Below are 21,526 nucleotides of genomic sequence, written 5' to 3'. Positions count from 1 at the left end.
GGACTCCTGCTATAAGTGTTGACTACATTCAGCTAAAAGTACTTTGAGCTAAGCATTCTCTATTTTCAAACTACCACCAAGCTGATTCCCCGATATCATGTGCTTTGCCACATGTGGATGAATTGGTGTTAGGCCAGACTTAATGCCAAAGGGCTTAAATACGGTGTCAATCATCGACTGGGCTTGGTTGCCTTTGTCTTGCTCAATATCTGTTAGCGTACGACGACTCACTCCGACAAACTCTGCATAGCGAGTTTGAGAAAAGCCCAAGACCTCTTTACGTAGCTTTTTAAGCATTTGTCCTTGACTGATTTCGCCTAATAAATGCTGTTGTAGCAGTTGCACCAATAACGCTTGTCGTTCGGCAGGTGTCATACTCATAAAAGCCCCCAGCGAGTCAGTTTCGTTTCCAGCCATTCGATTTGAATGACGCTCAAAATGCGTTCTGCAACGCCGCGTTCAGTCAACCTATCTTGCAGCCCCACGAGCTTTTGAGCGGTGTTTTGCAGTGCCGAAAATGAAATATCACTAGGGCAAAGGTCTTCTAATTCTTCCGTGATGGCGTGCCAGCGGTATTCGCCGCCTTCCTCAAAAGGTGAGCCCCATTTGGTGGTACGTGTCACGCCTTCTGGGTCAACTTTCATCGGCGCAAAGTCATAGATAGGTGACAGCCAAATATCATTCGGGCGTTTCAGTAAAGCGGTATTGCGACCATGATTATCTGTGTTGCCAAAAGCAATGTTCAATAAGTCGCGAGCCAGCCATTCACAAACAAAACGCTGTTGGTCAAATGTCGCAGAGCGTTTGGCAAGCAAAGCACAGACTGAGTGCAACACCTCAAAATGATTCAAATAACTGCCAGCCGGCTTGTGTAGCACGGAGAATATTGACTCTAAGCCATAGCGCTCCCAAGCCGAACCATTCCATTGTGTATCAAAGCGAGGTAACCAAAGGGAAGGGTAGCGATCTCCTTCAATTAGGCGCATACCTTCTGTATTGATGGTGTTAAAGCCCATGACTGTTAGCTCTTGGTAAAAGTGGTACTCAGCGCGCAAGATATCGCAATCATCTTGTGTGCGGTGCTTTCCTCTGGGAAATTTTACCAAGTAATGGGCATCGGCCATCGTATGTTGGTCTTGGAAGGTATCAATCCATACTTCTTCGTTATTAGAGCAGCGCAACAACAACTTAGGTGCTTCGCCACCTGCTCCCGTAGCACCACCACTAATGGCACCCATTTCCTGAGCATAGGCTAAAAAGTCAGAATCCCGCTCGACCACATCTTTCACGGCAAACTTTCGTAAATGAAGAGTCGAGCTTTCTGGTAACTTAGGTAAAGATTCCTTAACTCTTAAATTACCTACCGGTGCAATGGTGCCTTTTTCTAATAGTTCAGAGTCCAATTCGCCTGATGAGAGGCCCACTAACCCCCAAGCATCCACCAAATAGCGGCGTGCAGCCCCTGCTGGAACGATATCGTCCAAGAAGCCAAACCAGCGATCTGCTTCATGTTCAATCATCACTTGCACAGGAAGCATTAGCCCACAAGCATGTTCATCATCGTAGTCAAGCCACTCAATGGAATAATCCATCTCATAGCCAAGGCTACATCGACTAGCATTGCCTTTCTCTGGCTCAGCCATATTGATGATAGCGATATCACGCCACTGTTGGTTGAATAGTGCTTGGATAGTAAGGGATTTCATAAAACACCTAAATGAGCAGTATGCTGCTCATTTTAGACGCTTTGAGTTATTTGTGGGAAATATATTTCTCAAAATTCTCTGAAATACTCATTTGTGAGAGATATATTGCTCAATATAATTGAAATTGGTGAAATTGGTGAAATTGGTGAAATTGGTGAAATTGGTGAAATTTGAAATTGGGGTCAGATGAAAATAGAACAATGATCCCCTTCTTGACCTAGAAAGCGTTTGTCATAAGATGTTAATTAACCTGATACGAATAGGATGTTCATATCAGCGTCTTTTCCGTAAAGCTAATTTCAAAGGAGTGAAATATGGCCAGGCTTCCCCGTCTTTGTCCTATTGGTATCCCTCAACACATCATCCAGCGTGGCAATAACCGCCAAGTGTGTTTTGCCAGAGAAGATGATTTTATTACCTACACACATTGGTTAACCGAGTATGCTGAACAGTTTCAGGTGAAAGTCCATGCATGGGTGTTTATGACCAATCATGTACATTTACTGGCGACGCCCATGATACAAAATGGAATTTCGTTGATGATGCAGGCGCTTGGTCGCCGCTATGTGCGCTACTTCAATTACACCTATCAACGTACTGGTACATTGTGGGAAGGGCGCTTTAAGTCCTGTGTCATTTGTGCGGAGGAGTACTTTTTTATATGTCAGAGCTATATAGAACTAAACCCCGTCAGAGCCAACATGGTCGCTCATCCCATCGACTACAAATGGTCGAGCTACCAATTTCATGCCCAAGAATCACTCGAACTGCAAAGTGGCCTTTGGCAACCACACGAGCTTTATCTCAAACTTAGCCGTCAGCAACGAACGCGAGCGAAGCGTTACCAAGCACTATTCAAATATCATATACCAGAAGAAGAGCTCGGACGTATTCGTAATGCCACCCAATCCGATATGGCGTTGGGGGATGATCGCTTCAAAGAAGAGATCAAGGCGCTAACGGGAAGGCGAGTGACACCAAAGAAGCGTGGAAGAAAGCCGAGTCAGATGGATTAAATTTTCATCTGACCCCAATAATTCAGGAATTAATTTTCATCTGACCCTGATGTATCCCTAGAAGAACTCGGACGTATTCGCAATGCCACCCAATCTGATATAGCGTTGGGAAACGCACGTTTTAAAGACGAGATTGAGCAGCTAACAGGTAGGCGAGTGACGTCCAGAAAGCGAGGTAGAAAACCGAGTCAGATGAATCAGATGGATTAATTTTCATCTGCCCTAAATTGTTATAATTACTGTTAATTCTGTTAAGTTATTTCAATATCTAAGAAATATATTTTACGAAAAAATTATAGAATTTAATTCTTTTATGCATATTTTAGAGGGAACGATGAATGTTTCTTAATGTAAGCTGATGAGCTTAATTTTAGAGAGGTTTAAGTATGGAAGCTAACGAGCTAGTATCTGATTCATTTATTGAGAAGTTAAGATATCCAACTTTTGAAAATAACAAGGATCTAATTAGGTCTTTGGGTGATGTGCTGGGTATTCCAGCATCAATAACAGATACAGTGTCAAATCAAGAAAAATGTGCATCAGCCATGTCTGGTGTAATTATGTATCGACAGCTAAATCGCATTGAAAAGATGGAGGTAATGAGGTTAATTCGCTCAATTGAAAGTAAAAAGCTTGTGGAAAAGCTAATAGAAAAGGTTACTGATGTCATTGTTCAACCTAAATGGGGTTTATGGTCTTTATCTAATGAAGAGCTACAAGATCTTATTGACTTCCACTCAGAGTTTGGCGAATGGTCAAATCTTTTAGGCGTAAACCCAGGTGCATATGGTGTTGCTGCTAGTGGTTGGGGGTTAATAAAAAAAACTCGTGCAGGTATGACTGGAGCTGCCTTGAGATCTAATAAAGTGGGATTGATTGTAAGTGTTGCTTTAATGGGGATTAGTCTTATATCTGCAGATCAACTTAAACGTAGTTCTATTGAAAGAGAGAGAAGGCGTATTTACGCTAAATAAATGATGAAATACTACTTTATTTATGTGATATCTTATTTTTCATTATCTATATTGAGTATTTTTATTAATGAATTGCTTAGTTTTCCACCAGGAGTGTCTCCAAATATTTTTGTTCAGATAGGCTGCGTGGCTTTTTTCATTAAGAAAGTTTATAATATAGAAAGACTCAAATATACTAAAATAATACTGCTTCCATTGTTTTTTTCAGGTACAGCTATTGTTTTTTTATATTTCATGGAGATTTTTTTTCTCGAATGGAGGCAGGCAGGAAAAGAGATCACCCCGTTTGTTTTGACGGTGGTTTTCTTAGTTAACTATTTTGTTGGTATAGTTACAACACTTTATATTTCTAGTTCCAAAAAGATCATCCAATAAGGTTAGGATGGATTAATTTTCATCTGACCCCAATTGTTTTATTGAAGAGATAGTATCTTTTAACTAGCATTGTCATTGAGAGCTTCGGATATCCCTGCTTAGGCAGCCCACCGAAGACATACGAAGTAGAAAGCCATGCTCAGCATGGCTTTTGTCGTTTGAGGTTTAATTTTCATCTGACCCCAATTGTTCCACATTATCCAACGTGGCAATAACCGCCAAGTGTGTTTTGCCAGTGAAGATGGCTTCATCGCTTATGCGCACTGGTTAACAGAATATGCCCATCAGTATCAGGTGAAAGTCCATGCATGGGTGTTTATGACCAATCATGTACATTTACTGGCGACGCCCATGATGAAAAATGGCATTTCGTTGATGATGCAGGCACTTGGTCGCCGTTATGTGCGCTACTTCAATTACACCTATCAACGTACTGGTACATTGTGGGAAGGGCGCTTTAAGTCCTGTGTCATTTGTGCGGAGGAATATTTCTTTATTTGTCAGCGTTACATCGAACTCAACCCAGTCAGAGCCAATATGGTCTCCCATCCAGCTGAATACAAATAGTCGAGTTATCTCTTCCATGCACAAAAGTCACTCGAATTGCAAAGTGGCCTTTGGCAACCGCACGAGCTTTACCTCAAACTTAGTCTTCAGCAACGAACGCGAGCGAAGCGTTACCAAGCACTATTCAAATACCATATTCCCGACGAAGAGCTTGGACGTATTCGATCCGCCACGCATTCCGATATGGCATTGGGAAACGCACGTTTTAAAGACGAGATCGAACAGCTAACAGGTAGGCGAGTGACGCTCAGAAAGAGAGGTAGAAAACCGAGTCAGATGGATTAATGTTCATCTACCCCCAATTGTTCCAATTGTCCGTTCTCTATTTAATCAGTGGCCATTGGGTTGGATCATATACTGCTTCCTTAGAGGCTTTATCATTAGATAATGGCTGGTCACTGCATGAGCGTTCTCGTCGTTCTAGTAAACGCGCTGGAGTTTTCGCATCACCTAACTGAAATACACGGTATACACCACAGTCCCCAGCTCCTCTGGATAAACTTGTAATGGCAAGTTGGTGCAAGGCTTTATGATAGTGTAAACGGCCAATGACTTTTTTTGGATCATCTGTGCTATTTGGGTCGCCAAGCTCGAGCTTACGTACATAGTGGTCATCTGCTTGGTAGGTGTATAGGGTGTACGTCGGCTGGTAGGCTCCTGGGACACACATGACGGTTACTAGCTGCCCTTGCTGTTCTAGATCATAGGTCTCTACATCCGCTACGTAATCGCATTCTCGATCCCAACGTAATATCTTTTTCCATTGCCATTGGCTATTGCTCCAACTGTCTGGGCCAGACCAGATGTCATGATCGTAATCTTTTAGTAAGTCGAGTTGGTGGGTATCTGTCTGCGCACAGGCAGACATAGCGATGGCGCATACTAATAATAAAGGACTAAAAGGCTGTTTCATTGCGAGCTCCCGTTTAAGCAGCAGAGGCTAATAGGATAATTTCAAAGTCTTCTGCATAGTTAGCAATCGTTTGAAATATACTGCTCAAAAGAATGGTTTTACCGGTCGATCATGAAATTGGGGGCAGATGAAAATAGAGCATAAGTTAGATAGCCAAGTTTTCCGTCCTAACCTTACCAAGGGTTAGGACGGATTCATTCTATAGGTGACTCAATTCTTCAATGTCCCTAATCACAGCGCCATTCTTCAGTGACTTTATGCTTTAGATAAGCATCAATCTTAGTGTAAAGATCAATATTAGAGCGAGATACTGAATACTCAAATTGTAGTGACTCGATAGGAAGGCTGCGCTTGCACTGAATGTAGTTATTTGTATTGAAGAGATAGTGACTGCAAAACCCCCAGTGAGTTCTCGATTGATCTGGCTGTATTTCATAGGCCTCCCAGAAATCATTGGGATCGGTTTGATAGCCGACTAACTGGGGATTCGGCTTAGAAAAGAAAGAATCGTATTGGCTTGGTGCTGGGATACTATTAGATAATGGTTTTTGACGAGTGATTGTTACGTGTAGCGGCGCATAACGTATAGCGCTTCCTGAGCCAAATTGACCTTGGTATTCAGGAATGACTTGTTGAATAATTTCAGCGTCGATAGACATGGCTTCATAAATAACAGGAGCGCTATCATAGTCGTTCAGGTTCTGTGATCCAGCCCCCAAATTCAGCATCAATTGATTGGGAATACAAATTTCCGTATCACCGATCTGCTTAACATCGCTATTACCGGTACAAGCAATCAAACTGGTACTGAGGGCCAAAATTAGAGGTATTCTTGATATTGCGTTCATTCTAATTGACCTGTTCTCTTAGATATCCCTCAGACGAGTCGCAGTCGTGACAATATAAATCACCATACAATTTAAACTCCCACTCATCCGGTACCCTAGACAAAAACGTTCCGCCATATATGTCAGGAGTCATGTAAAATTCTGCAAAGGCTTCATGATGGTAATCGGCTATTTGTGCCATGCTAAGCAATCCAGGCTGGCGACCATAATTGTTTCTTATATCGTTTTTGACATACTCCGCATGAGCATTGGCGACCGCTAAACCAATTTTTTTAATCTCCTCTCTCATCTCGCCGAAGGTGCCATTAAATCCAGCTTTTTGTAGTCCAACTGATAAATTGACAACTGTGGTTCGCGCCATGGTTTCCCAGTAGGCAAACCCCTTACGATCCCAGTAGGCCTGATCTCCTGTATTGATGGCGCGCTTAAGATCATCTGCTGACTTGCACCACAAAGCGTAGCCGATACGCGCGATCGGATCTTTCTTTTGCTGGCGACTGTACCAGAATTTATCTAAGTCTTGATTGGCAAGGTATGATCGCTCTTGAGCAGTGATCGATAAGTCCATAATCTATCCTTTAAATCCATTTAATTATTTGAGTGTAGCAAACTAGGTAACTTTACTAATAGAGTTCAAATCCACCTTTACTAATAGTTTGCAAGCTTAGGCTGCTGCTTTAAGAAATCGTGGGCAGATGAAAATAGAATCATGTTTGCCTTCTTGACCTAGCAAGCGTTTGTCATAAGATGTTAACTAATTTGATATTGATGAATAGGATGTTCATCAATATCAGCTTCTTTTCAGTAGAGCTTATTTCAAAGGAGTGAAATATGGCTAGGCTTCTTCGACTTTGTCCTATTGGTATCCCACAACACATTATCCAACGTGGCAATAACCGCCAAGTGTGTTTTGCCAGTGAAGATAACTTCATCGCTTATGCGCACTGGTTAACAGAATATGCCCATCAGTATCAGGTAAAAGTGCATGCATGGGTCTTTATGACCAACCATGTACATTTACTTGCAACGCCGATGATAGAGGGCGGAATATCTAAGATGATGCAAGCACTGGGTCGCCGCTATGTGCGCTACTTCAATTACACCTATCAACGTACTGGTACATTATGGGAAGGGCGTTTTAAGTCTTGCGTCATAAGCGCTGAGGAGTACTTTTTTATCTGTCAGCGCTATATCGAGCTCAACCCAGTCAGAGCCAATATGGTCTCCCATCCAGCCGACTAAAAATGGTCGAGCTACCGATTTCATGCCCAAGAATCACTCGAATTGCAAAGTGGCCTTTGGCAATCGCACGAGCTTTACCTCAAACCAAGCACTATTCAAATATCATATACCAGAAGAAAAGCTCGGACGTCTTCGCAATGCCACCCAATCCGATATGGCGTTGGGGAATGACAGATTTAAAGGTGAGATTGAGGTTTTAACAGGGAGGCGAGTGACACCAAGGAAGCGTGGAAGAAAGCCGAGTCAGATGGGGTAAATTTTCATCTGACCCCAATTGTTTTCAATTGTTTTCAGAGGCGCTAACGGGAAGGCGAGTGACGCCAAAGAAGCGTGGAAGAAAGCCGAGTCAGATGGATTAAATTTTCATCTGACCCCAATTCTTCGCATTCAGATATGGCATTGGGAAACGCACGTTTTAAAGACGAGATTGAGCAGTTAACAGGTAGGCGAGTGACGTCCAGAAAGCGAGGTAGAAAACCGAGTCAGGTTTAATTTTCATCTGACCCCAATTGTTTAAATTATTGATCGCTAAGAGCTATGAACGTTCCCTTCTTATTCTAACATTATGATCTATATTGAAATTTTGTGGGGATACCTCAGCATCTGACCCCAATTGTTCTCAAAGGCACCATGATTGCTCAGCAATATATGATGAACGGCAATGTCCCTGAGTATCTACAACCTTTATTAGATGAAACGGTTGCAGCCTATCGGCAGCGTTTAATGGATATAAGCTGGTTCATACTCTAAAGAGCACGCGTGAAAGAGCTAAATGAAAACATTGCTCGGCAGGCAAATCTTGAAGATAAATGTACCGGAAGGTTCTGGGAAGGGCGTTTCAAATCCCAAGCGCTACTCGACGAAGCTGCACTGATCGCCTGCATGGCGTATGTCGATCTCAATCCAGTAAGAGCCAAGATTGATCAAGCACCTGAAACCTCAGCCTATACCAGTATCAAAAAACGCATCAAGGCTGCCAAACGCAACCAGCAACCCAAAACGCTTTACCCCTTTATCGGCAATCCAAGAGAAAATCAGCCAAAAGGACTTCCCTTCAAACTTGAAGACTATCTTGAACTGGTCGATCTCACAGGCCGCATTGTGCGCCAAGATAAACGCGGTAGTATCGACTTGTCCTTAGCGCCCATCCTCCAGCGACTTAACATTCCTTCTGAAAACTGGCTTACCATCGCGATTGAGTTTGAGAAACATACCTATGCTGCAGTTGGCACAGAGCTGATCCTATCTAACTACTACCAGAATGCAGGCTACAAACGTCGACCGAAAATAGGCAAAACGAAACAGCTACTCGCTTAGTAATCTCTCACTTTCTTCTCATCCAGTATTGCCTGACTTGGCAAGAATTCGCCATGTCTAAGAAATGCTAAATTCCTATAAATTCTAAGATATTGAAGGTGAAGAAGCAGAAAAAGCCAGTTTTAGATGAAACTGGCTCATTCCTTGTAGATGAATGCTGAATCACTTTTTATAGTGGGTGGCCTGTTAAGCATTTTGTTAAGCATTTCGCAATTGTTTTACTCGATAAATTCCTACTTATTCTTTGGATTTTCCAAAGTCTTCAGAAGGGTATAAGTAATCGTTGTAATCAATTTTAGGTATTGAAACTGATTTTGGATACTGCACCTTTCCTTTTGATATAGAGGCTAACGCTAGGCTTACCTCTTCAGATCGGCTAAGCGAAATATCTCCAGATCTCTTCCAATGTTCTTTCAAGTAATTGAGTAATACTTCACTGTGATTAGATTTTGCCTTTATTGATAGTATAAATATGGCAGTTAATGCTATTAATAAAAGACTCAAAATTACTTTTGGAATTTCAAATTCATTATTTAAGTTTGATGTCTCTATTAAACCTGAATTTATTATGATAGATGATAATGAAACTCCAGACATGAAGAATAAGATTGTATTTATGGATAATAATGATCTTTGAATCATTGCTGTTGATGAGTCGCTAGGTGTAATGATGTTTTCTAGGGTTTCTGCTGTCTTTGAAAATATTTTTTTACCGGTTAGTTTTTGGTATTTTTTTAATAGATTTAGAAATATGGTTGTCTGTTTTAAAAAAAACAATTCATTAAATAGGCTTACTTTTAAGTTCAACTTAATTGCTCTTGAAGTGATTTGTATGAAGTCCTCTCCAATACATTCAGAAAGATATGAAATGCTATTTCTTTCCTCAGATAGCCTGACGAATAAGTCAGTCTCTCTAGATGATTTTTTTATCAATTGTGATGCTCTATAATTGCCTGCGTCAGTAGTAATGGTAATTGACTTCGCAACTAAAAACTCAAAAAACTGCTTGTGAGGGAACCTTAAGTTTGAGGCTCCACCTGCAGCATCTGAAACAAGAAGTCCTGCACTACATATTTCAGACGTAATTGCATCAATTCGATCAGATTGGGATTCGGTTTCATATCGTTTTTCAAATCTAATAATAGTATCGGAGATTTCAGGAGAAACTCCATCGGACTTCCCTATAGTTATAATTGAAGGGTATATGTCTTTTACCATTTCAGATATTTCTGACCTTGGTATAGTGTTTTTATAACTAAGACCGGACATTCTCCAGGCGACACAAATTGTAAGTAGTTCTAGTAGTTGTTTAGGAAGTAATAGGTATCTTGAATCTTTAGGTGAGTCTCGCAAATCCCTATCTTGCGTTAGTTCTTTGTCTTTTCTTGAAAAGACGGCTTGTATGTACATTTCTAACAGTCTTGCGCGTGTCAGATAGGCGTTTTTCTGTTGTAGCTCTTGAATATTAGGCCAAATAGTCGCTACTACTGGAAGCATTGAGGGCCTACTTATTATATCTAAGAAGTCTTTATTGTTATGTGTAGAGGCAATAATTCCATCTCGTATAGACTCTTCATAGCTTCTGCAAGCCTTCTCGATTTGGATTATGTCTAGTTTTTGAATATTCCAAACCTCTGTATGGAGGTCACCAACGTTTACTCTATTGATTTGATTACGTAGAGTTCTGTTAAGTTCACTTTGATCTAAAAAGAAGTTTGGTCTACCTGTAAATATTAGTTTATTGTTCGGATAAGCAAATTTCCATAATGCATTAAAATGCTGGTGTCTATAGTATGCTTTCCCTGCATTTCTAAGTTCATCAAAGCCCTCGAAAATTAAAAGAGCTCCTCCTGACTTAATTAGATTCATAATTTGAGTTGGATCAAGTCGATAACGGGTACACCAAGATGAAATGAAGCTGATCGGATCATTTTCAGATGGGCTTTGTCCACGTAATTCAATCAATAGGGGGATTCGTTCGCCAATTTCACCTGTTTTTAGAAAATTGTAAGCCCAGTCAACACATACTTTCAGTAGGGCAGTACTTTTTCCTTGTCCATATTCTCCGGTGATTGCTAAATGTTTATTGCCGGTTTCAGATAGCCAGCTTTCAATAGCAGTTTGTAATTTTATTACCTTGGAGCTTTCATTTAATCCTTTGATATATAACTCAACGAATGAATTACTTAATGTCGCGGATGTACCGCCTATATGTGTTTTCTCGAAAGTTGATATTAATGATTTTGCATACCATGTTAAATTTAATGCTTCTAGAAGCATTCTTCTTGATGAGTATATATCCACCTCAAAGTCATAGATTTTTACTTTCTCTAACTCTTTTGTTTCCCCTTTTTCTGATTGGTAGATGGCAAAAAATTTTTTGACATCTAGCTCTTTTAATTCTGTGTGTATGGTATCTATTCTAGATTTTATTGATTCTATATTTGGGGTTTCTTCAAATAAAAAAGCAATTGCGATAGAAGGTTTATCTAATGACAATCCATATATTTCCCCAATCCATAATTTGCCATTATCTCGCCAGCCATTTTTCTGAAATTCGAGCTCTCGTATACATGAAACTAACATGTCTTTCAGAAGGTCTCTTGTTTCAATTGATCTTGGTTGAGGTGTGAAATCATTTTCCCAACTTGAAAAGTAATCACTAGCAATAGGGTCTTTTTCTTTTTTAGATATCAAGCGGATTTGCTCAGAAGTAAGCGCGAATATACTATTATCTAAATTTTCTTCAGCTAGATTTACTTCGGAAACACGAGAAGGTGCTTCCCAATTTTTAATTGCAGACTTTCCAAACTTATAAATATAATACATTGCTAATAAGGAAAGCGGGAGAACTATATAGTCAGGAGCACCAGCATTAATTTTTCCATACCCCAAAGCCTCAGATATGGTAGACATTATTGCAGTCGGCAAACTAGAAGAAATCGAAGATACAGAAAATACAAAACAAGTTAGTAAAGTTGTAACTATAGTTAGTGCGAAACGCCCTTTGGATATTTTTTGCTTCCATCTAAACCAAAATAAGACTAGAAGCAATAGTAAAAAGCAGCCTGCTATGGAAAGAGGTATTATCATTTACATTCCTTTGATATGTATTAAAGCTATAAAAACTAATTTCAAAAAAGTAACTCTTAGAGCAAAGGCGCCTAATGCGCCTCGTCCCAGTTATCCCCAACCCCAGCTTCCACCAATAGAGGCACGTCGATCTCGCTGCTATTCTGCATAATCTCGACGATTTTCTCTTGCGCGGCATCAAGGTCTTTCTCGGCGACTTCGAAGATGAGTTCATCGTGTACTTGCATGATCATTTTCACGTCGAGGTCGGTGTCGGCGAGCCAGTTGTGCATGTTGATCATGGCGCGTTTGATGATATCGGCGGCAGAGCCTTGCATCGGAGCGTTGATGGCGGTGCGTTCGGCGGCTTGGCGCATCATGGCGTTTTTCGCTTTGATCTCGGGGAGGTACAAGCGACGGCCAAAGATGGTTTCGACGTAGCCTTGCTCTTTGGCGCTCTCACGGGTGTTGTCCATGTAAGTACGCACGCCCGGGTAGCGTTCGAAGTAGCGCTGTACGTATTTCTGCGCCTCTGGACGACCGATGCCGAGCTGCTTGGCGAGGCCAAAGGCTGACATGCCGTAGATCAGGCCGAAGTTGATGGCTTTGGCGCGGCGGCGTTGTTCGGTGGTGACTTCTTCCGCGGTGGTGTCGAAGACTTCCGCGGCCGTCGCCTTGTGCACATCCAAGTCGTTGGCGAAGGCGTCTAATAGTCCCCTATCTTGTGATAGGTGGGCCATGATGCGTAGCTCGATCTGCGAGTAGTCGGCAGCCAGTAGCTTGTAGCCTTCGGGTGCAACGAACGCTTGGCGAATGCGGCGACCTTCGGTGGTTCGGATTGGAATGTTTTGTAAGTTCGGATCGGTCGAGGACAAGCGTCCTGTTGCGGTCACAGCCTGATGGTAAGACGTGTGAATACGGCCCGTCTTTTGAATCATCTCTGGCAGTTTGTCGGTGTAGGTCGACTTGAGCTTGGCGAGGCTGCGGTGTTCCATGATCAAACGTGGCAGTTCGTATTGCTCGGCCAGCTCTTGCAAGATCGGCTCGGCAGTCGACGGTTGGCCTTTTGGCGTCTTCTTGATCACTGGCAAGCCTTGTTTCTCAAACAAGATCACTTGCAGTTGCTTTGGTGAACTTAGGTTGAAGCTTTCACCGGCTTCTTCGTGGGCTTTGATCTCGATCTCTTGCAGTTTGGCCGCGATCTCGCTGCTTTGTGCGTGCAATAGCTCGGGGTCAATCAAGGCGCCAGTTTGCTCCATTTTCGCCAGCACGGGCACCAAAGGCAGTTCGATGTCGGTTAGCACGTTGACCAAGTCGCCTTCTTTTTCCAGCTTGGGCATGATGGCTTCGTGCAGGCGTAGGGTTATGTCGGCGTCTTCTGCGGCGTAAAAGGCCGCTTGTTCCAGCTCGATTTGGTTGAAGGTTTTTTGCTTCGCACCTTTGCCCGCGATGTCTTCAAAGCTCACGGTGGTATGGCCGAGGAATTTGGTCGCCAAGCTGTTCATGTCGTGACGGGTAGCGGTGGAGTTGAAAATGTACGACTCCAGCATGGTGTCAAACGCAATGCCACGCAGGGTAATGCCGTAGTTATTCAGTACATTGGCGTCGTATTTTAGGTGTTGGCCGACTTTCTTTTGCGTGTCGTCTTCAAGCCAAGGTTTTAGCTGTTCGAGTACCCAATCACGATCCAGTTGCTCAGGCGCGCCGTCGTAGTCGTGCGCGACGGGAATGTACGCGGCTTTGCCCACTTCGACCGAGACGCTTAACCCAACCAGCTCGGCCGCCATGTAGTTGAGCGAGGTGGTTTCAGTATCAAAGGCCACTAGATCAGCGTCTTGGATTTTCTTTAGCCACGCGTCGAAGCTGTCTTGGTCTAAGACGGTGTCGTATTCCACGTCGATGTTGGCCGCTTGAACTGGCTCATCTGCGTTGTTAACGGTGTCGTCGGCTTTGCCATGAGCAGGGGCTTTATCGATGTCGCGTAGCCAGGTTTTGAATTCCAGCTTTTGGAACCACTCACGTAGAGCGTCTTTGTTGATTTCTTCGTTTTTCAGTGTGTGTGGGTCAAACGGTAGCTCGACGTCGCATTTGATGGTCGCCAGTAGGTAGCTCAGTTCGGCCATCTCTTGGTTATCTTCCATCTTTTTCTTCATGGTTTTGGAACCACGAAAGCCCAGTGCGGCGATGTCGTCCAAGCGCTGGTAGATGTCTTTGATCGAGCCGATGCCTTGCAGTAGAGCCAGAGCGGTTTTTTCGCCCACACCCGGCACGCCCGGGATGTTATCGACTTTATCGCCCATCAGCGCTAAATAATCGATGATCAGCTCCGGTGGAATGCCGAATTTGTCTTTCACACCGTCCACGTCCATGACTGTGTCAGTCATGGTGTTCACTAGGGTCACTTTGTCGGTGACAAGCTGCGCCATGTCTTTATCGCCCGTCGAGACGACCACTTCGCGGCCTTCTTCGCCAATTTGCTTGGCAATGGTACCGATCACGTCGTCGGCTTCGACGCCGTCAATGACCACAAGCGGTAAGCCCATGGCTTCGATCATGCGGTGGATTGGTTCGATCTGTACGCGCAGATCGTCCGGCATCGGCGGGCGTTGCGCTTTGTATTCGCTGTACATCTCGTCGCGAAAGGTTTTGCCTTTGGCATCGAAGATCACCACGATCGGCGAATTGGGGTAGTTATTGATCAGGCTGCGGATCATGCTGATCACACCGCGCGCCGCGTTGGTCGGTTGGCCGTCGCTGGTGGTTAACGGTGGAATCGCGTGAAAAGCACGGTATAGGTAAGACGAGCCGTCTACCAAAACCATAGGGGAAGTGCTTGTTAATGTGTCCGTAGCCAAAATAAAACCTCTGTTATAAAACGCCGTAATTGGCGTCTATTCTAGGGCGTTCAGCAGAAATTTACAGTGTTAAAGTGGTCTGAGTGGCGGCTTAATGCTTTATTCCTCAGATGAACGGCTGACCATCTGGTCTCGACCTTGTCGTTTGGCGATGTACAGACAAGCGTCGGCTTGACGGATAATGGTATCAATGTCGTTGGACTGGATATTATGAGCAACACCAATGCTGCAGGTGAGTTGCCCTACGGTTGGGAAGGTGTTTTTTCGGATGTGCGTTAGACAGCTGTTGGCTACTTCTTTTGCTCGTGCTGCTGTGGCGTTGGGCAGCAAGATAATGAATTCGTCTCCGCCCCAGCGTGCAAGGCAATCTTGCTCGCTTAAACTGCCCGCTAAAATCACTGATATCTGCTTGAGTATGTCATCTCCAACTTCATGGCCGTAGGTATCGTTGATGCTTTTAAAGTGATCAATGTCGATGATTAAGCCAGTGAAGTGGGCATTGTCAGTAGAGTATTGGCTCAACCAATACAGTACGCCGCGGCGGTTTGATATGTTCGTTAGAGAATCTGTATCAGCTTGTTTTCTAGAATACTTTAGGCTTCCTTCAATTCGATCAAAACGATCATGAAGTTCACGCTGATACGACAAAACGATAAATAATAACGCACCCCCAGGCCCAAACAGCACCATAAGGTCTCGGCCTCGTGGTGTTTCCAGTTGTAAAGGGTGGGTGATCAGAAACAATACTATAGGTGCGCAGATCGAGATCCACATTAAGATAACGTAGCGTGTCCATGATTTAGGGATCATAAAAATCAGCACGGACATGGCGATCAGGATGATAGCGCTGATCGGAGGGAACTCTTCAATTAGGGGCCAACCATACCAGGTAGCGCCTAGGACGAAATACCATACAGGTATCACGAAAGCGATAATATTGGCTAAATAAAGGCACTTTATCGTGGTGATTTGTCGGTTGCTGGGGTCTTTATGGAAGTAGGCCAACAGTAAAGTGATGCCGATACCACATGATAAAGGCACGACTTGATCTATTACATGACCCGTAGGTGAGAATAGGTGGAGGGTTCCCATAATAAAGCCAACAGCACCATACAATAGAAGTGCGATATACGTTGCTTTTATCGAAAATAGAGTCTGTTGCATTGAAACCATTCCTGTTTACGGGGTCGAGCGGATACTGCAGCACTCTTTTAAAGCGTCAATATTCAGTGTAGGCAATGACGGCGCGAAGATCTGTATGGATTGTGTGTGGAAAATGTCACAGCCTGTTCCGTGATCGTCCTCAAACGCGCTAAAAATGCCTGTATATTGAGGTTTTTGTGATAACGAATTGACCTTTTTGCACTTATTAGGGAGCATAAGCGACTTAACGCGATTACGCTTGATCTCACATAATTTTAGGTACAGATTTTGGCTGTTTACACTTCTCTCTCGGACTCTGACATGCGCGGCCTTGTGGCCGATTACAACTTGGGTGAATTAGTGTCTTTTCAAGGCATTTCAGGTGGCGTAGAAAACACCAACTATTTCCTCACGACCACGACAGGTAAATACGTTCTTACCTTGTTTGAAGAGTTTGAATTTGACGAAGTGCCGTACTTCTTAGATGTGGTGTCACATCTGCAAGAGAAAGGTTTTAATGTGCCCGCCGCGTTATTTGATCAGCAAGGTGAGCGTTTACGCGTGGTTCAAGATCGTCCAGCGATCATTGTAGATTGCTTCCCTGGCGATATCATGGATGGCACCACGGTTGAGTCGTGTCGCATCATGGGTAAAGTGTTGGCGCAGTTGCATACCGCCGGTGCGGATTTTCCGGAGCAGCGTGACAGCCATCGTGGTATGGACTGGTGGCGCAGTACGTCTAAAGCCATTGCGCCAGAATTAGAGCCTGAGCAAGCGCACTTATTGTTAGAGCAAGTGTCTGAATTTGATGACTTTATTGCGCAATACGACGACCAGCTGGCCAAAGGTACGGTGCACGGTGATTTGTTCTTCAACAACACGTTGTTTGAAGGGGATCAGCTGTCGGCGATCATCGACTTCTACAATGCCTGCCATTCTTGGTTGATGTATGACTTTGCCATCGTTGTAAACGATTGGTGTTCGGACATGACAACGGGCGAGTTGGATATGGACAAATACCACGCGTTGGTGAATGCCTATATTCATGAACGCCAACCAAATGCGGCGGAAATCATGGCGTGGCCACATATGTTAAAAATCGCGGCGTTGCGTTTCTGGTTATCACGACTTGAAGCGTGGCACGGTGCTAAAGATGACCCAGAGCGTTTGGCGCAACAGCACGACCCAATGGAGTTTCAGCGTATTTTAGAAGCGCGCGTACGTCATGTGCCGAGTCTGACGGAGAATTAATTGATGGGTCGCTGGAGTCACTTGGTTGGCGCGGGTCTTGCTCTGTTTGGTGCAGGTCAGGCGTTGGCGCATCCGCATATTTGGATCGATTCTTACTATCAAGTGAATCTATCGTCGCCGAAAGTGCAGATTCTTGAAGCCTATTGGCAATTTGATGTGTTCTCCAGTGTGGACATGCTGATGGAGTTTGATAAAAACGCCGATGGCCAATTAACCGGTGCTGAAAAAGCCGATGCGGCGACGGCGATGACGAATCTCGCGCAATACCAGTATTTTATTCGACTGCAAGTTGATGGTCGTGAAATCACGCCAGCGCAGATCGATGTGGTGGACGTGGGGGTGGTGGATCAGGCCATGACCGTTCGCCTTGGCATTACCTTGTCGGAAGACGTTGATTTACGTCGTGATACCTTGCGTCTGGGTTTTGGTGATCCTGAAAACTATTTTGCCATGGTGGTGCCGGAAGCCGGACCAATCAAATTAACTGGCATGCTGGCTGAGACTTGTACGCCAGTCGAAGCGAAGGCCGAAGAATTTTATATGGAAGGCTGGGTCGATCTTCAGTGTGATGCCTAGAGCATTGATGTCTTTTTAATCGCTGCGTACGAGGGCGTGTCATGTTAGAGCATTTTCTATGGTTGCCATTTTTGTTGGCTATTACGGTGCTAACCATGAGCCCCGGTGTGGACACCTTGTTAGTGCTGCGCAGCTCTGCTGTGGCGGGCTGGCGGGTTGGCTTTGTCTGCAGTTTGGGTATTTGCCTAGGCTTGTTTGCCCACGCGACGGTTTCAGCGCTCGGTTTATCGGTGATTTTGCTGGGATCGGCCACGCTGTTTACCACGTTTAAATTAGCTGGTGCCTTGTATTTGGCGTATTTAGGCTTTCAGGCGCTGCGCAGTGCGTGTCACCCAAAAGGTTTAACTCTGAATGTCCCCGAGGGTCGTCAAGTGACGGCCAAAAGTGCGTTCCGTCAGGGCATTCTGTCAAATATCTTAAACCCGAAAACGATCGTGTTCTACATGGCGTTTCTGCCACAGTTTATTGACCCAGCGTATTCGGCTGTGGCGCAATCTCTGTTTATGGCTGCCCTTCACTTTATCATAGCGATGGTGTGGCAAACGTTTCTTGCGGTGATGGTTCACCGAGCAAGAGTATGGCTTGCGCGACCAAAAGTGGCGCAAGTCTTGGATGGCTTAACCGGCATATTGCTGGTGGGCTTTGGCATTAAATTGGCACTGACCCAACGCTGATCGCGTGGCGGTGCTTATTAGGTATCCCCTTATATGAGTCTGTTGATCTCCACTTGGATTAAGTTCTTTTTCCTGTTTGCTCCTTTCTTTGTGATGTCGATGTTTTTGGCGTTGACCCGTGGTCAAAGTTCCTCTGAGCGTCGTCAAGTTGCCAATAAGTCGATTATTGCTGCTCTGGCCATTGCGTTGGTATTAATGTTTTTCGGCAGTGGTTTGTTTGAGCTGCTGGGCATTACGTTGGACTCCTTTCGTATTGGCTCCGGTATCTTGCTGTTTATGTCGGCGATCAGTTTGGTGAAAGACGGTACGCGTAACCATGCGACGGGTATGCCGAATGAAGAGCGTGATGATGTGTCCGTGGTGCCGCTGGCGGTGCCGACTATCATTGGGCCTGCGACGATCGGTACGATCCTGGTCTACGGTGCCGAATTTAAAGGCTGGGATCTGGTTATCGGTGTGATGGGCTTAACCGGTGCGTTATTAACCTTAGCCGTGATTTTGTACTGCAGTTCGCTGATTGAGAAGATTCTTGGTCGCACGGGCCTGAATATCCTATCGAAAATCACTGGTTTGATTCTGGCTGCGATGGCCGCGCAAATCTTTATGGGTGGTGTCATGGGTTTTTTACACCCTGCAGCAGGATAAAAAACAGAGAATGCGTTTCCTGTGTGCTACCAGTGTTATAGTATAACAGTATGTTGATGACCTGTTGGAGTTGAGGGTGCGCATAGCGAAATGGTTAGGTGTATTTGGTCTGTTCTTTTCCGGTGTGGCGCTGGCAGCAGACCAAGTTATCGTGTTTGAAATGGGCCGTTGGGTCATGGAGCAGCAGCGTGATTTTCATCGTGAACTGGCGCGTCTGGTGCAGATGCTGGCGAAAGAAGAAAATCCTGCCTTGCTCGGCAGCTTGTTAGTGGCGAGCTTTTTGTACGGTGTGTTTCATGCGGCGGGGCCGGGTCATGGCAAAGCGGTGATTGCCTCCTATTTATTGGCCACTAAAGCACCATTACGTAAAGGCATTCAGTTGTCGTTTACCTCGGCTTTGTTGCAAGGCGTGGTTGCTATCAGCTTAGTTTGGGTATTGGCGCAGGTCTTGGATTTAGCAGGCAGCATTACCGAAACCACACAAGTGTTGGAGTTGGCGTCCTACGCTGCGATTGGCTTAATTGGTGTCTGGATGCTGTGGCGTCTAGCGCGCGGGAAATCGAGCTGTGGTCACGACCACAGTCAAGACGAACATGCCCATCAGCATAGTCATAGTTGCGAACATCATCATGCTGCGCCCAATCATCATGAAGCCCATCATCACGAACATTCGCATTCGTGTGGGCATGCACATGCTGGCCATCATGCACGGCTGGAAGCGCCTAAAGATGAAATTTCTACCGCCAAGCGCAGTACCCTTGCGATGGTCTCTGCGATTGGTATCCGCCCTTGTACGGGGGCTGTATTGGTGCTGTTGTTTGCCACCAGTACTGGCATTTTTAAATGGGGCGTGTTGGCGACATTGATTATGTCGCTGGGCACTGGTATCACAGTCGGGGCGTTGGCGTTGATCAGTGTATTGATCCGCGACGGTAGTTTCGCCCTTAGCCCCAGTAAATGGCGTCGTCGTCTCACCAAAATCTTAGGGGTGTTGGCTGCGTGCGCATTAATATTTATCAGTGTCACGATGATTTACAGTGACCTACAGGTAACAGGGCGGGCATTCTAATGACCGAACACAAGCATTCTCATGAGCATGTACACAATCACGATGTGTGTATTGAACAAGCATTGGAAACGGCCGAAGCGGTGTGTACTGAGCAAGGCCAGCGCCTGACAAAAGTACGTCGTCGTGCGTTGGAGCTTATTTGGCAAAGCCATCGTCCTTTAGGGGCGTATCAATTGCTGGCAAAGTTGGCAGAAGAAGGCTTTAACTCTGCACCGCCGACGGTGTATCGCGCATTGGATTTTTTAATCTCTGCGGGCCTTATTCACAAAGTGGAGTCGATGAACGCTTACCTAGGATGCGCACATGCAGACAAAGCGCACAAAGGTTACTTCTTGATTTGTGATGAGTGCCAAAATGTCATGGAGTTTGACTACCAGGACATTCATAAGACCTTGATTGCGAAAGCCGCTGAGCAGGGGTTTGAGCTGCGTTCGGATACGATTGAGCTGACTGGCTTATGCGCAGACTGTCGCGAAACAGGGTCACAACCATCATGAGTACCCGTTTAGCCGAATTAAAAGACATTGGCATTCGTTTTGGCGATCGCCAGTTGTTAAGCAATATCAATATTACCCTGCATCAGGGTGAAATCGTCACCTTGATTGGCCCAAACGGCAGTGGCAAAAGTACTTTAATTCGTACCTTGTTGGACCTACAGCAGCCGTCTTCTGGCAGCGTGATTCGTCATAACACCCTACGTATCGGCTATATGCCGCAAAAGCTGCACATCGATCCGACCTTGCCGTTAACCGTGAAACACTTTTTGGGCTTGGTACGCGGTGTGAATAAAAAAGACATTACGCCTACGTTGAAAAAAGTCGGCATTCCGCACCTCGAAAACTCGCAAGTGCATGTGTTGTCTGGTGGTGAAACGCAACGTTTACTGTTAGCGCGTGCGTTATTGAATCGTCCAAATTTATTAGTGCTGGATGAGCCGGTGCAAGGTGTGGATGTGAACGGCCAAATTGAGCTGTATGGCTTGATTGCCGCGATCCGCGATGAATTGAATTGTGGTGTGTTTATGATCTCACACGATTTGCATTTGGTGATGGCGCAGACGGATACGGTGGTATGTATTAATCAGCACGTGTGTTGCTCAGGGTCGCCGCAACATGTGAAAGATCACCCGGCGTACCGTGCGTTGTTTGGTGTGCCGGGGGCAGATGCTTCGTTGGCGATTTATGCCCATCAACACGATCATGTACACGATGACAGTGGTGAAGTGGTCGAAGAAGGGCATGTTCACAGCGCCAGCTGTAAACATCACGCTCATTAACGCGGAG

General features: G+C 44.8%; 19 protein-coding genes and 1 pseudogene. 12 read left to right on the top strand and 8 right to left on the bottom strand.

Annotated elements, in window-relative coordinates:
• Positions 1-48 precede the first annotated feature (48 nt).
• Both ACPUEK_RS01020 and ACPUEK_RS01015 read right to left on the bottom strand, forming a co-directional pair.
• Positions 49-381, bottom strand: coding sequence for a helix-turn-helix domain-containing protein (locus ACPUEK_RS01020; RefSeq protein ID WP_425641981.1), 333 nt, complete (start codon positions 379-381; stop codon positions 49-51).
• A complete protein-coding gene (locus ACPUEK_RS01015) occupies positions 378-1,706 on the bottom strand; it encodes a type II toxin-antitoxin system HipA family toxin (RefSeq protein ID WP_425641980.1) in 1,329 nt (442 codons plus the stop codon). The genes ACPUEK_RS01020 and ACPUEK_RS01015 overlap by 4 nt, the downstream gene beginning before the upstream one ends.
• Positions 1,707-2,020: 314 nt before the next feature.
• Here ACPUEK_RS01015 and ACPUEK_RS01010 point away from each other — a divergent pair, with 314 nt between their 5' ends.
• The 3 genes from ACPUEK_RS01010 to ACPUEK_RS01000 all read left to right on the top strand — a co-directional run bounded on the left by ACPUEK_RS01010 (position 2,021) and on the right by ACPUEK_RS01000 (position 4,638).
• A complete protein-coding gene (locus ACPUEK_RS01010) occupies positions 2,021-2,722 on the top strand; it encodes a transposase (RefSeq protein WP_425641979.1) in 702 nt (233 codons plus the stop codon).
• Positions 2,723-3,108: 386 nt separating this feature from the next.
• A complete protein-coding gene (locus ACPUEK_RS01005) occupies positions 3,109-3,696 on the top strand; it encodes a hypothetical protein (RefSeq protein ID WP_425641977.1) in 588 nt (195 codons plus the stop codon).
• A gap of 561 nt (positions 3,697-4,257) precedes the next feature.
• Positions 4,258-4,638 (top strand): transposase, encoded by a 381-nt coding sequence (locus ACPUEK_RS01000; RefSeq protein WP_425641976.1) that lies wholly within the window; start codon positions 4,258-4,260, stop codon positions 4,636-4,638.
• Positions 4,639-4,960: 322 nt separating this feature from the next.
• On the opposite strand, the gene ACPUEK_RS00995 is transcribed toward ACPUEK_RS01000, so the two are convergent.
• The 3 genes from ACPUEK_RS00995 to ACPUEK_RS00985 form a co-directional block, all read right to left on the bottom strand.
• Positions 4,961-5,551, bottom strand: a complete 591-nt coding sequence (locus ACPUEK_RS00995) for a hypothetical protein (protein ID WP_425641974.1) — start codon at positions 5,549-5,551, stop codon at positions 4,961-4,963.
• 227 nt (positions 5,552-5,778) lie between these two features.
• Positions 5,779-6,399 carry a hypothetical protein gene (locus ACPUEK_RS00990; RefSeq protein ID WP_425641973.1) on the bottom strand — a complete coding sequence of 207 codons (621 nt, stop codon included), beginning with the start codon at positions 6,397-6,399 and terminating at the stop codon, positions 5,779-5,781.
• Position 6,400: 1 nt separating this feature from the next.
• A complete protein-coding gene (locus ACPUEK_RS00985) occupies positions 6,401-6,967 on the bottom strand; it encodes a hypothetical protein (protein WP_425641972.1) in 567 nt (188 codons plus the stop codon).
• Between the two features lie 263 nt (positions 6,968-7,230).
• Between ACPUEK_RS00985 and ACPUEK_RS00980 the strand changes: the two genes are divergently transcribed.
• Positions 7,231-7,641, top strand: a complete 411-nt coding sequence (locus tag ACPUEK_RS00980) for a transposase (RefSeq protein ID WP_425641970.1) — start codon at positions 7,231-7,233, stop codon at positions 7,639-7,641.
• Between the two features lie 621 nt (positions 7,642-8,262).
• Positions 8,263-8,958 (top strand): annotated as a pseudogene (locus ACPUEK_RS00975) (transposase); the annotation flags it as partial.
• Positions 8,959-9,195: 237 nt separating this feature from the next.
• Here ACPUEK_RS00975 and ACPUEK_RS00970 read toward each other — a convergent pair.
• The 3 genes from ACPUEK_RS00970 to ACPUEK_RS00960 form a co-directional block, all read right to left on the bottom strand.
• Positions 9,196-12,051: an NACHT domain-containing protein gene (locus tag ACPUEK_RS00970; protein ID WP_425641969.1), complete on the bottom strand. Its 2,856-nt coding sequence runs from the start codon at positions 12,049-12,051 to the stop codon at positions 9,196-9,198.
• A gap of 71 nt (positions 12,052-12,122) precedes the next feature.
• A complete protein-coding gene (gene polA, locus ACPUEK_RS00965; protein WP_425641968.1) occupies positions 12,123-14,852 on the bottom strand; it encodes a DNA polymerase I in 2,730 nt (909 codons plus the stop codon).
• Positions 14,853-14,984: 132 nt separating this feature from the next.
• Positions 14,985-16,049, bottom strand: coding sequence for a GGDEF domain-containing protein (locus ACPUEK_RS00960; RefSeq protein WP_425641967.1), 1,065 nt, complete (start codon positions 16,047-16,049; stop codon positions 14,985-14,987).
• Positions 16,050-16,316: 267 nt separating this feature from the next.
• Between ACPUEK_RS00960 and ACPUEK_RS00955 the strand changes: the two genes are divergently transcribed.
• The 7 genes from ACPUEK_RS00955 (at position 16,317) to znuC (ending at position 21,519) form a co-directional block, all read left to right on the top strand.
• Positions 16,317-17,279, top strand: a complete 963-nt coding sequence (locus tag ACPUEK_RS00955) for a homoserine kinase (protein WP_425641966.1) — start codon at positions 16,317-16,319, stop codon at positions 17,277-17,279.
• A 3-nt stretch (positions 17,280-17,282) separates the two neighbouring features.
• Positions 17,283-17,855: a DUF1007 family protein gene (locus ACPUEK_RS00950; RefSeq protein ID WP_425641965.1), complete on the top strand. Its 573-nt coding sequence runs from the start codon at positions 17,283-17,285 to the stop codon at positions 17,853-17,855.
• A gap of 41 nt (positions 17,856-17,896) precedes the next feature.
• Entirely contained in the window at positions 17,897-18,529 is a 633-nt protein-coding gene (locus ACPUEK_RS00945; protein WP_425641963.1) for a LysE family translocator, read from the top strand.
• Between the two features lie 33 nt (positions 18,530-18,562).
• Positions 18,563-19,174 (top strand): MarC family protein, encoded by a 612-nt coding sequence (locus ACPUEK_RS00940; RefSeq protein WP_425641962.1) that lies wholly within the window; start codon positions 18,563-18,565, stop codon positions 19,172-19,174.
• Positions 19,175-19,250: 76 nt separating this feature from the next.
• Entirely contained in the window at positions 19,251-20,243 is a 993-nt protein-coding gene (locus ACPUEK_RS00935) for a nickel/cobalt transporter (protein WP_425641961.1), read from the top strand.
• Positions 20,243-20,740, top strand: a complete 498-nt coding sequence (locus tag ACPUEK_RS00930) for a Fur family transcriptional regulator (RefSeq protein ID WP_067094590.1) — start codon at positions 20,243-20,245, stop codon at positions 20,738-20,740. The genes ACPUEK_RS00935 and ACPUEK_RS00930 overlap by 1 nt, the downstream gene beginning before the upstream one ends.
• Positions 20,737-21,519: a zinc ABC transporter ATP-binding protein ZnuC gene (znuC, locus tag ACPUEK_RS00925; protein WP_067215585.1), complete on the top strand. Its 783-nt coding sequence runs from the start codon at positions 20,737-20,739 to the stop codon at positions 21,517-21,519. The genes ACPUEK_RS00930 and znuC overlap by 4 nt, the downstream gene beginning before the upstream one ends.
• Positions 21,520-21,526: the final 7 nt, after the last annotated feature.

Origin of the sequence: Marinomonas gallaica (assembly GCF_049821165.1) — a bacterium.
GTDB classification, from domain to species: Bacteria; Pseudomonadota; Gammaproteobacteria; order Pseudomonadales; family Marinomonadaceae; genus Marinomonas; species Marinomonas gallaica.
This window is presented reverse-complemented; position numbering and strand designations above follow the sequence as displayed.

Bases quoted from the DNA above. Each gene is read 5' to 3' on its own strand.
- ACPUEK_RS00940 (WP_425641962.1), top strand. From the start codon at position 18,563: ATGAGTCTGTTGATCTCCACTTGGATTAAGTTCTTTTTCCTGTTTGCT.
- ACPUEK_RS00995 (WP_425641974.1), bottom strand. From the start codon at position 5,551: ATGAAACAGCCTTTTAGTCCTTTATTATTAGTATGCGCCATCGCTATG.
- ACPUEK_RS00945 (WP_425641963.1), top strand. From the start codon at position 17,897: ATGTTAGAGCATTTTCTATGGTTGCCATTTTTGTTGGCTATTACGGTG.
- ACPUEK_RS01020 (WP_425641981.1), bottom strand. From the start codon at position 381: ATGAGTATGACACCTGCCGAACGACAAGCGTTATTGGTGCAACTGCTA.
- ACPUEK_RS00970 (WP_425641969.1), bottom strand. From the start codon at position 12,051: ATGATAATACCTCTTTCCATAGCAGGCTGCTTTTTACTATTGCTTCTA.
- ACPUEK_RS00950 (WP_425641965.1), top strand. From the start codon at position 17,283: ATGGGTCGCTGGAGTCACTTGGTTGGCGCGGGTCTTGCTCTGTTTGGT.
- ACPUEK_RS01015 (WP_425641980.1), bottom strand. From the start codon at position 1,706: ATGAAATCCCTTACTATCCAAGCACTATTCAACCAACAGTGGCGTGAT.
- ACPUEK_RS00990 (WP_425641973.1), bottom strand. From the start codon at position 6,399: ATGAACGCAATATCAAGAATACCTCTAATTTTGGCCCTCAGTACCAGT.
- polA (WP_425641968.1), bottom strand. From the start codon at position 14,852: ATGGTTTTGGTAGACGGCTCGTCTTACCTATACCGTGCTTTTCACGCG.
- ACPUEK_RS00985 (WP_425641972.1), bottom strand. From the start codon at position 6,967: ATGGACTTATCGATCACTGCTCAAGAGCGATCATACCTTGCCAATCAA.
- ACPUEK_RS00930 (WP_067094590.1), top strand. From the start codon at position 20,243: ATGACCGAACACAAGCATTCTCATGAGCATGTACACAATCACGATGTG.
- ACPUEK_RS00960 (WP_425641967.1), bottom strand. From the start codon at position 16,049: ATGCAACAGACTCTATTTTCGATAAAAGCAACGTATATCGCACTTCTA.
- ACPUEK_RS01010 (WP_425641979.1), top strand. From the start codon at position 2,021: ATGGCCAGGCTTCCCCGTCTTTGTCCTATTGGTATCCCTCAACACATC.
- znuC (WP_067215585.1), top strand. From the start codon at position 20,737: ATGAGTACCCGTTTAGCCGAATTAAAAGACATTGGCATTCGTTTTGGC.
- ACPUEK_RS00980 (WP_425641970.1), top strand. From the start codon at position 7,231: ATGGCTAGGCTTCTTCGACTTTGTCCTATTGGTATCCCACAACACATT.
- ACPUEK_RS01005 (WP_425641977.1), top strand. From the start codon at position 3,109: ATGGAAGCTAACGAGCTAGTATCTGATTCATTTATTGAGAAGTTAAGA.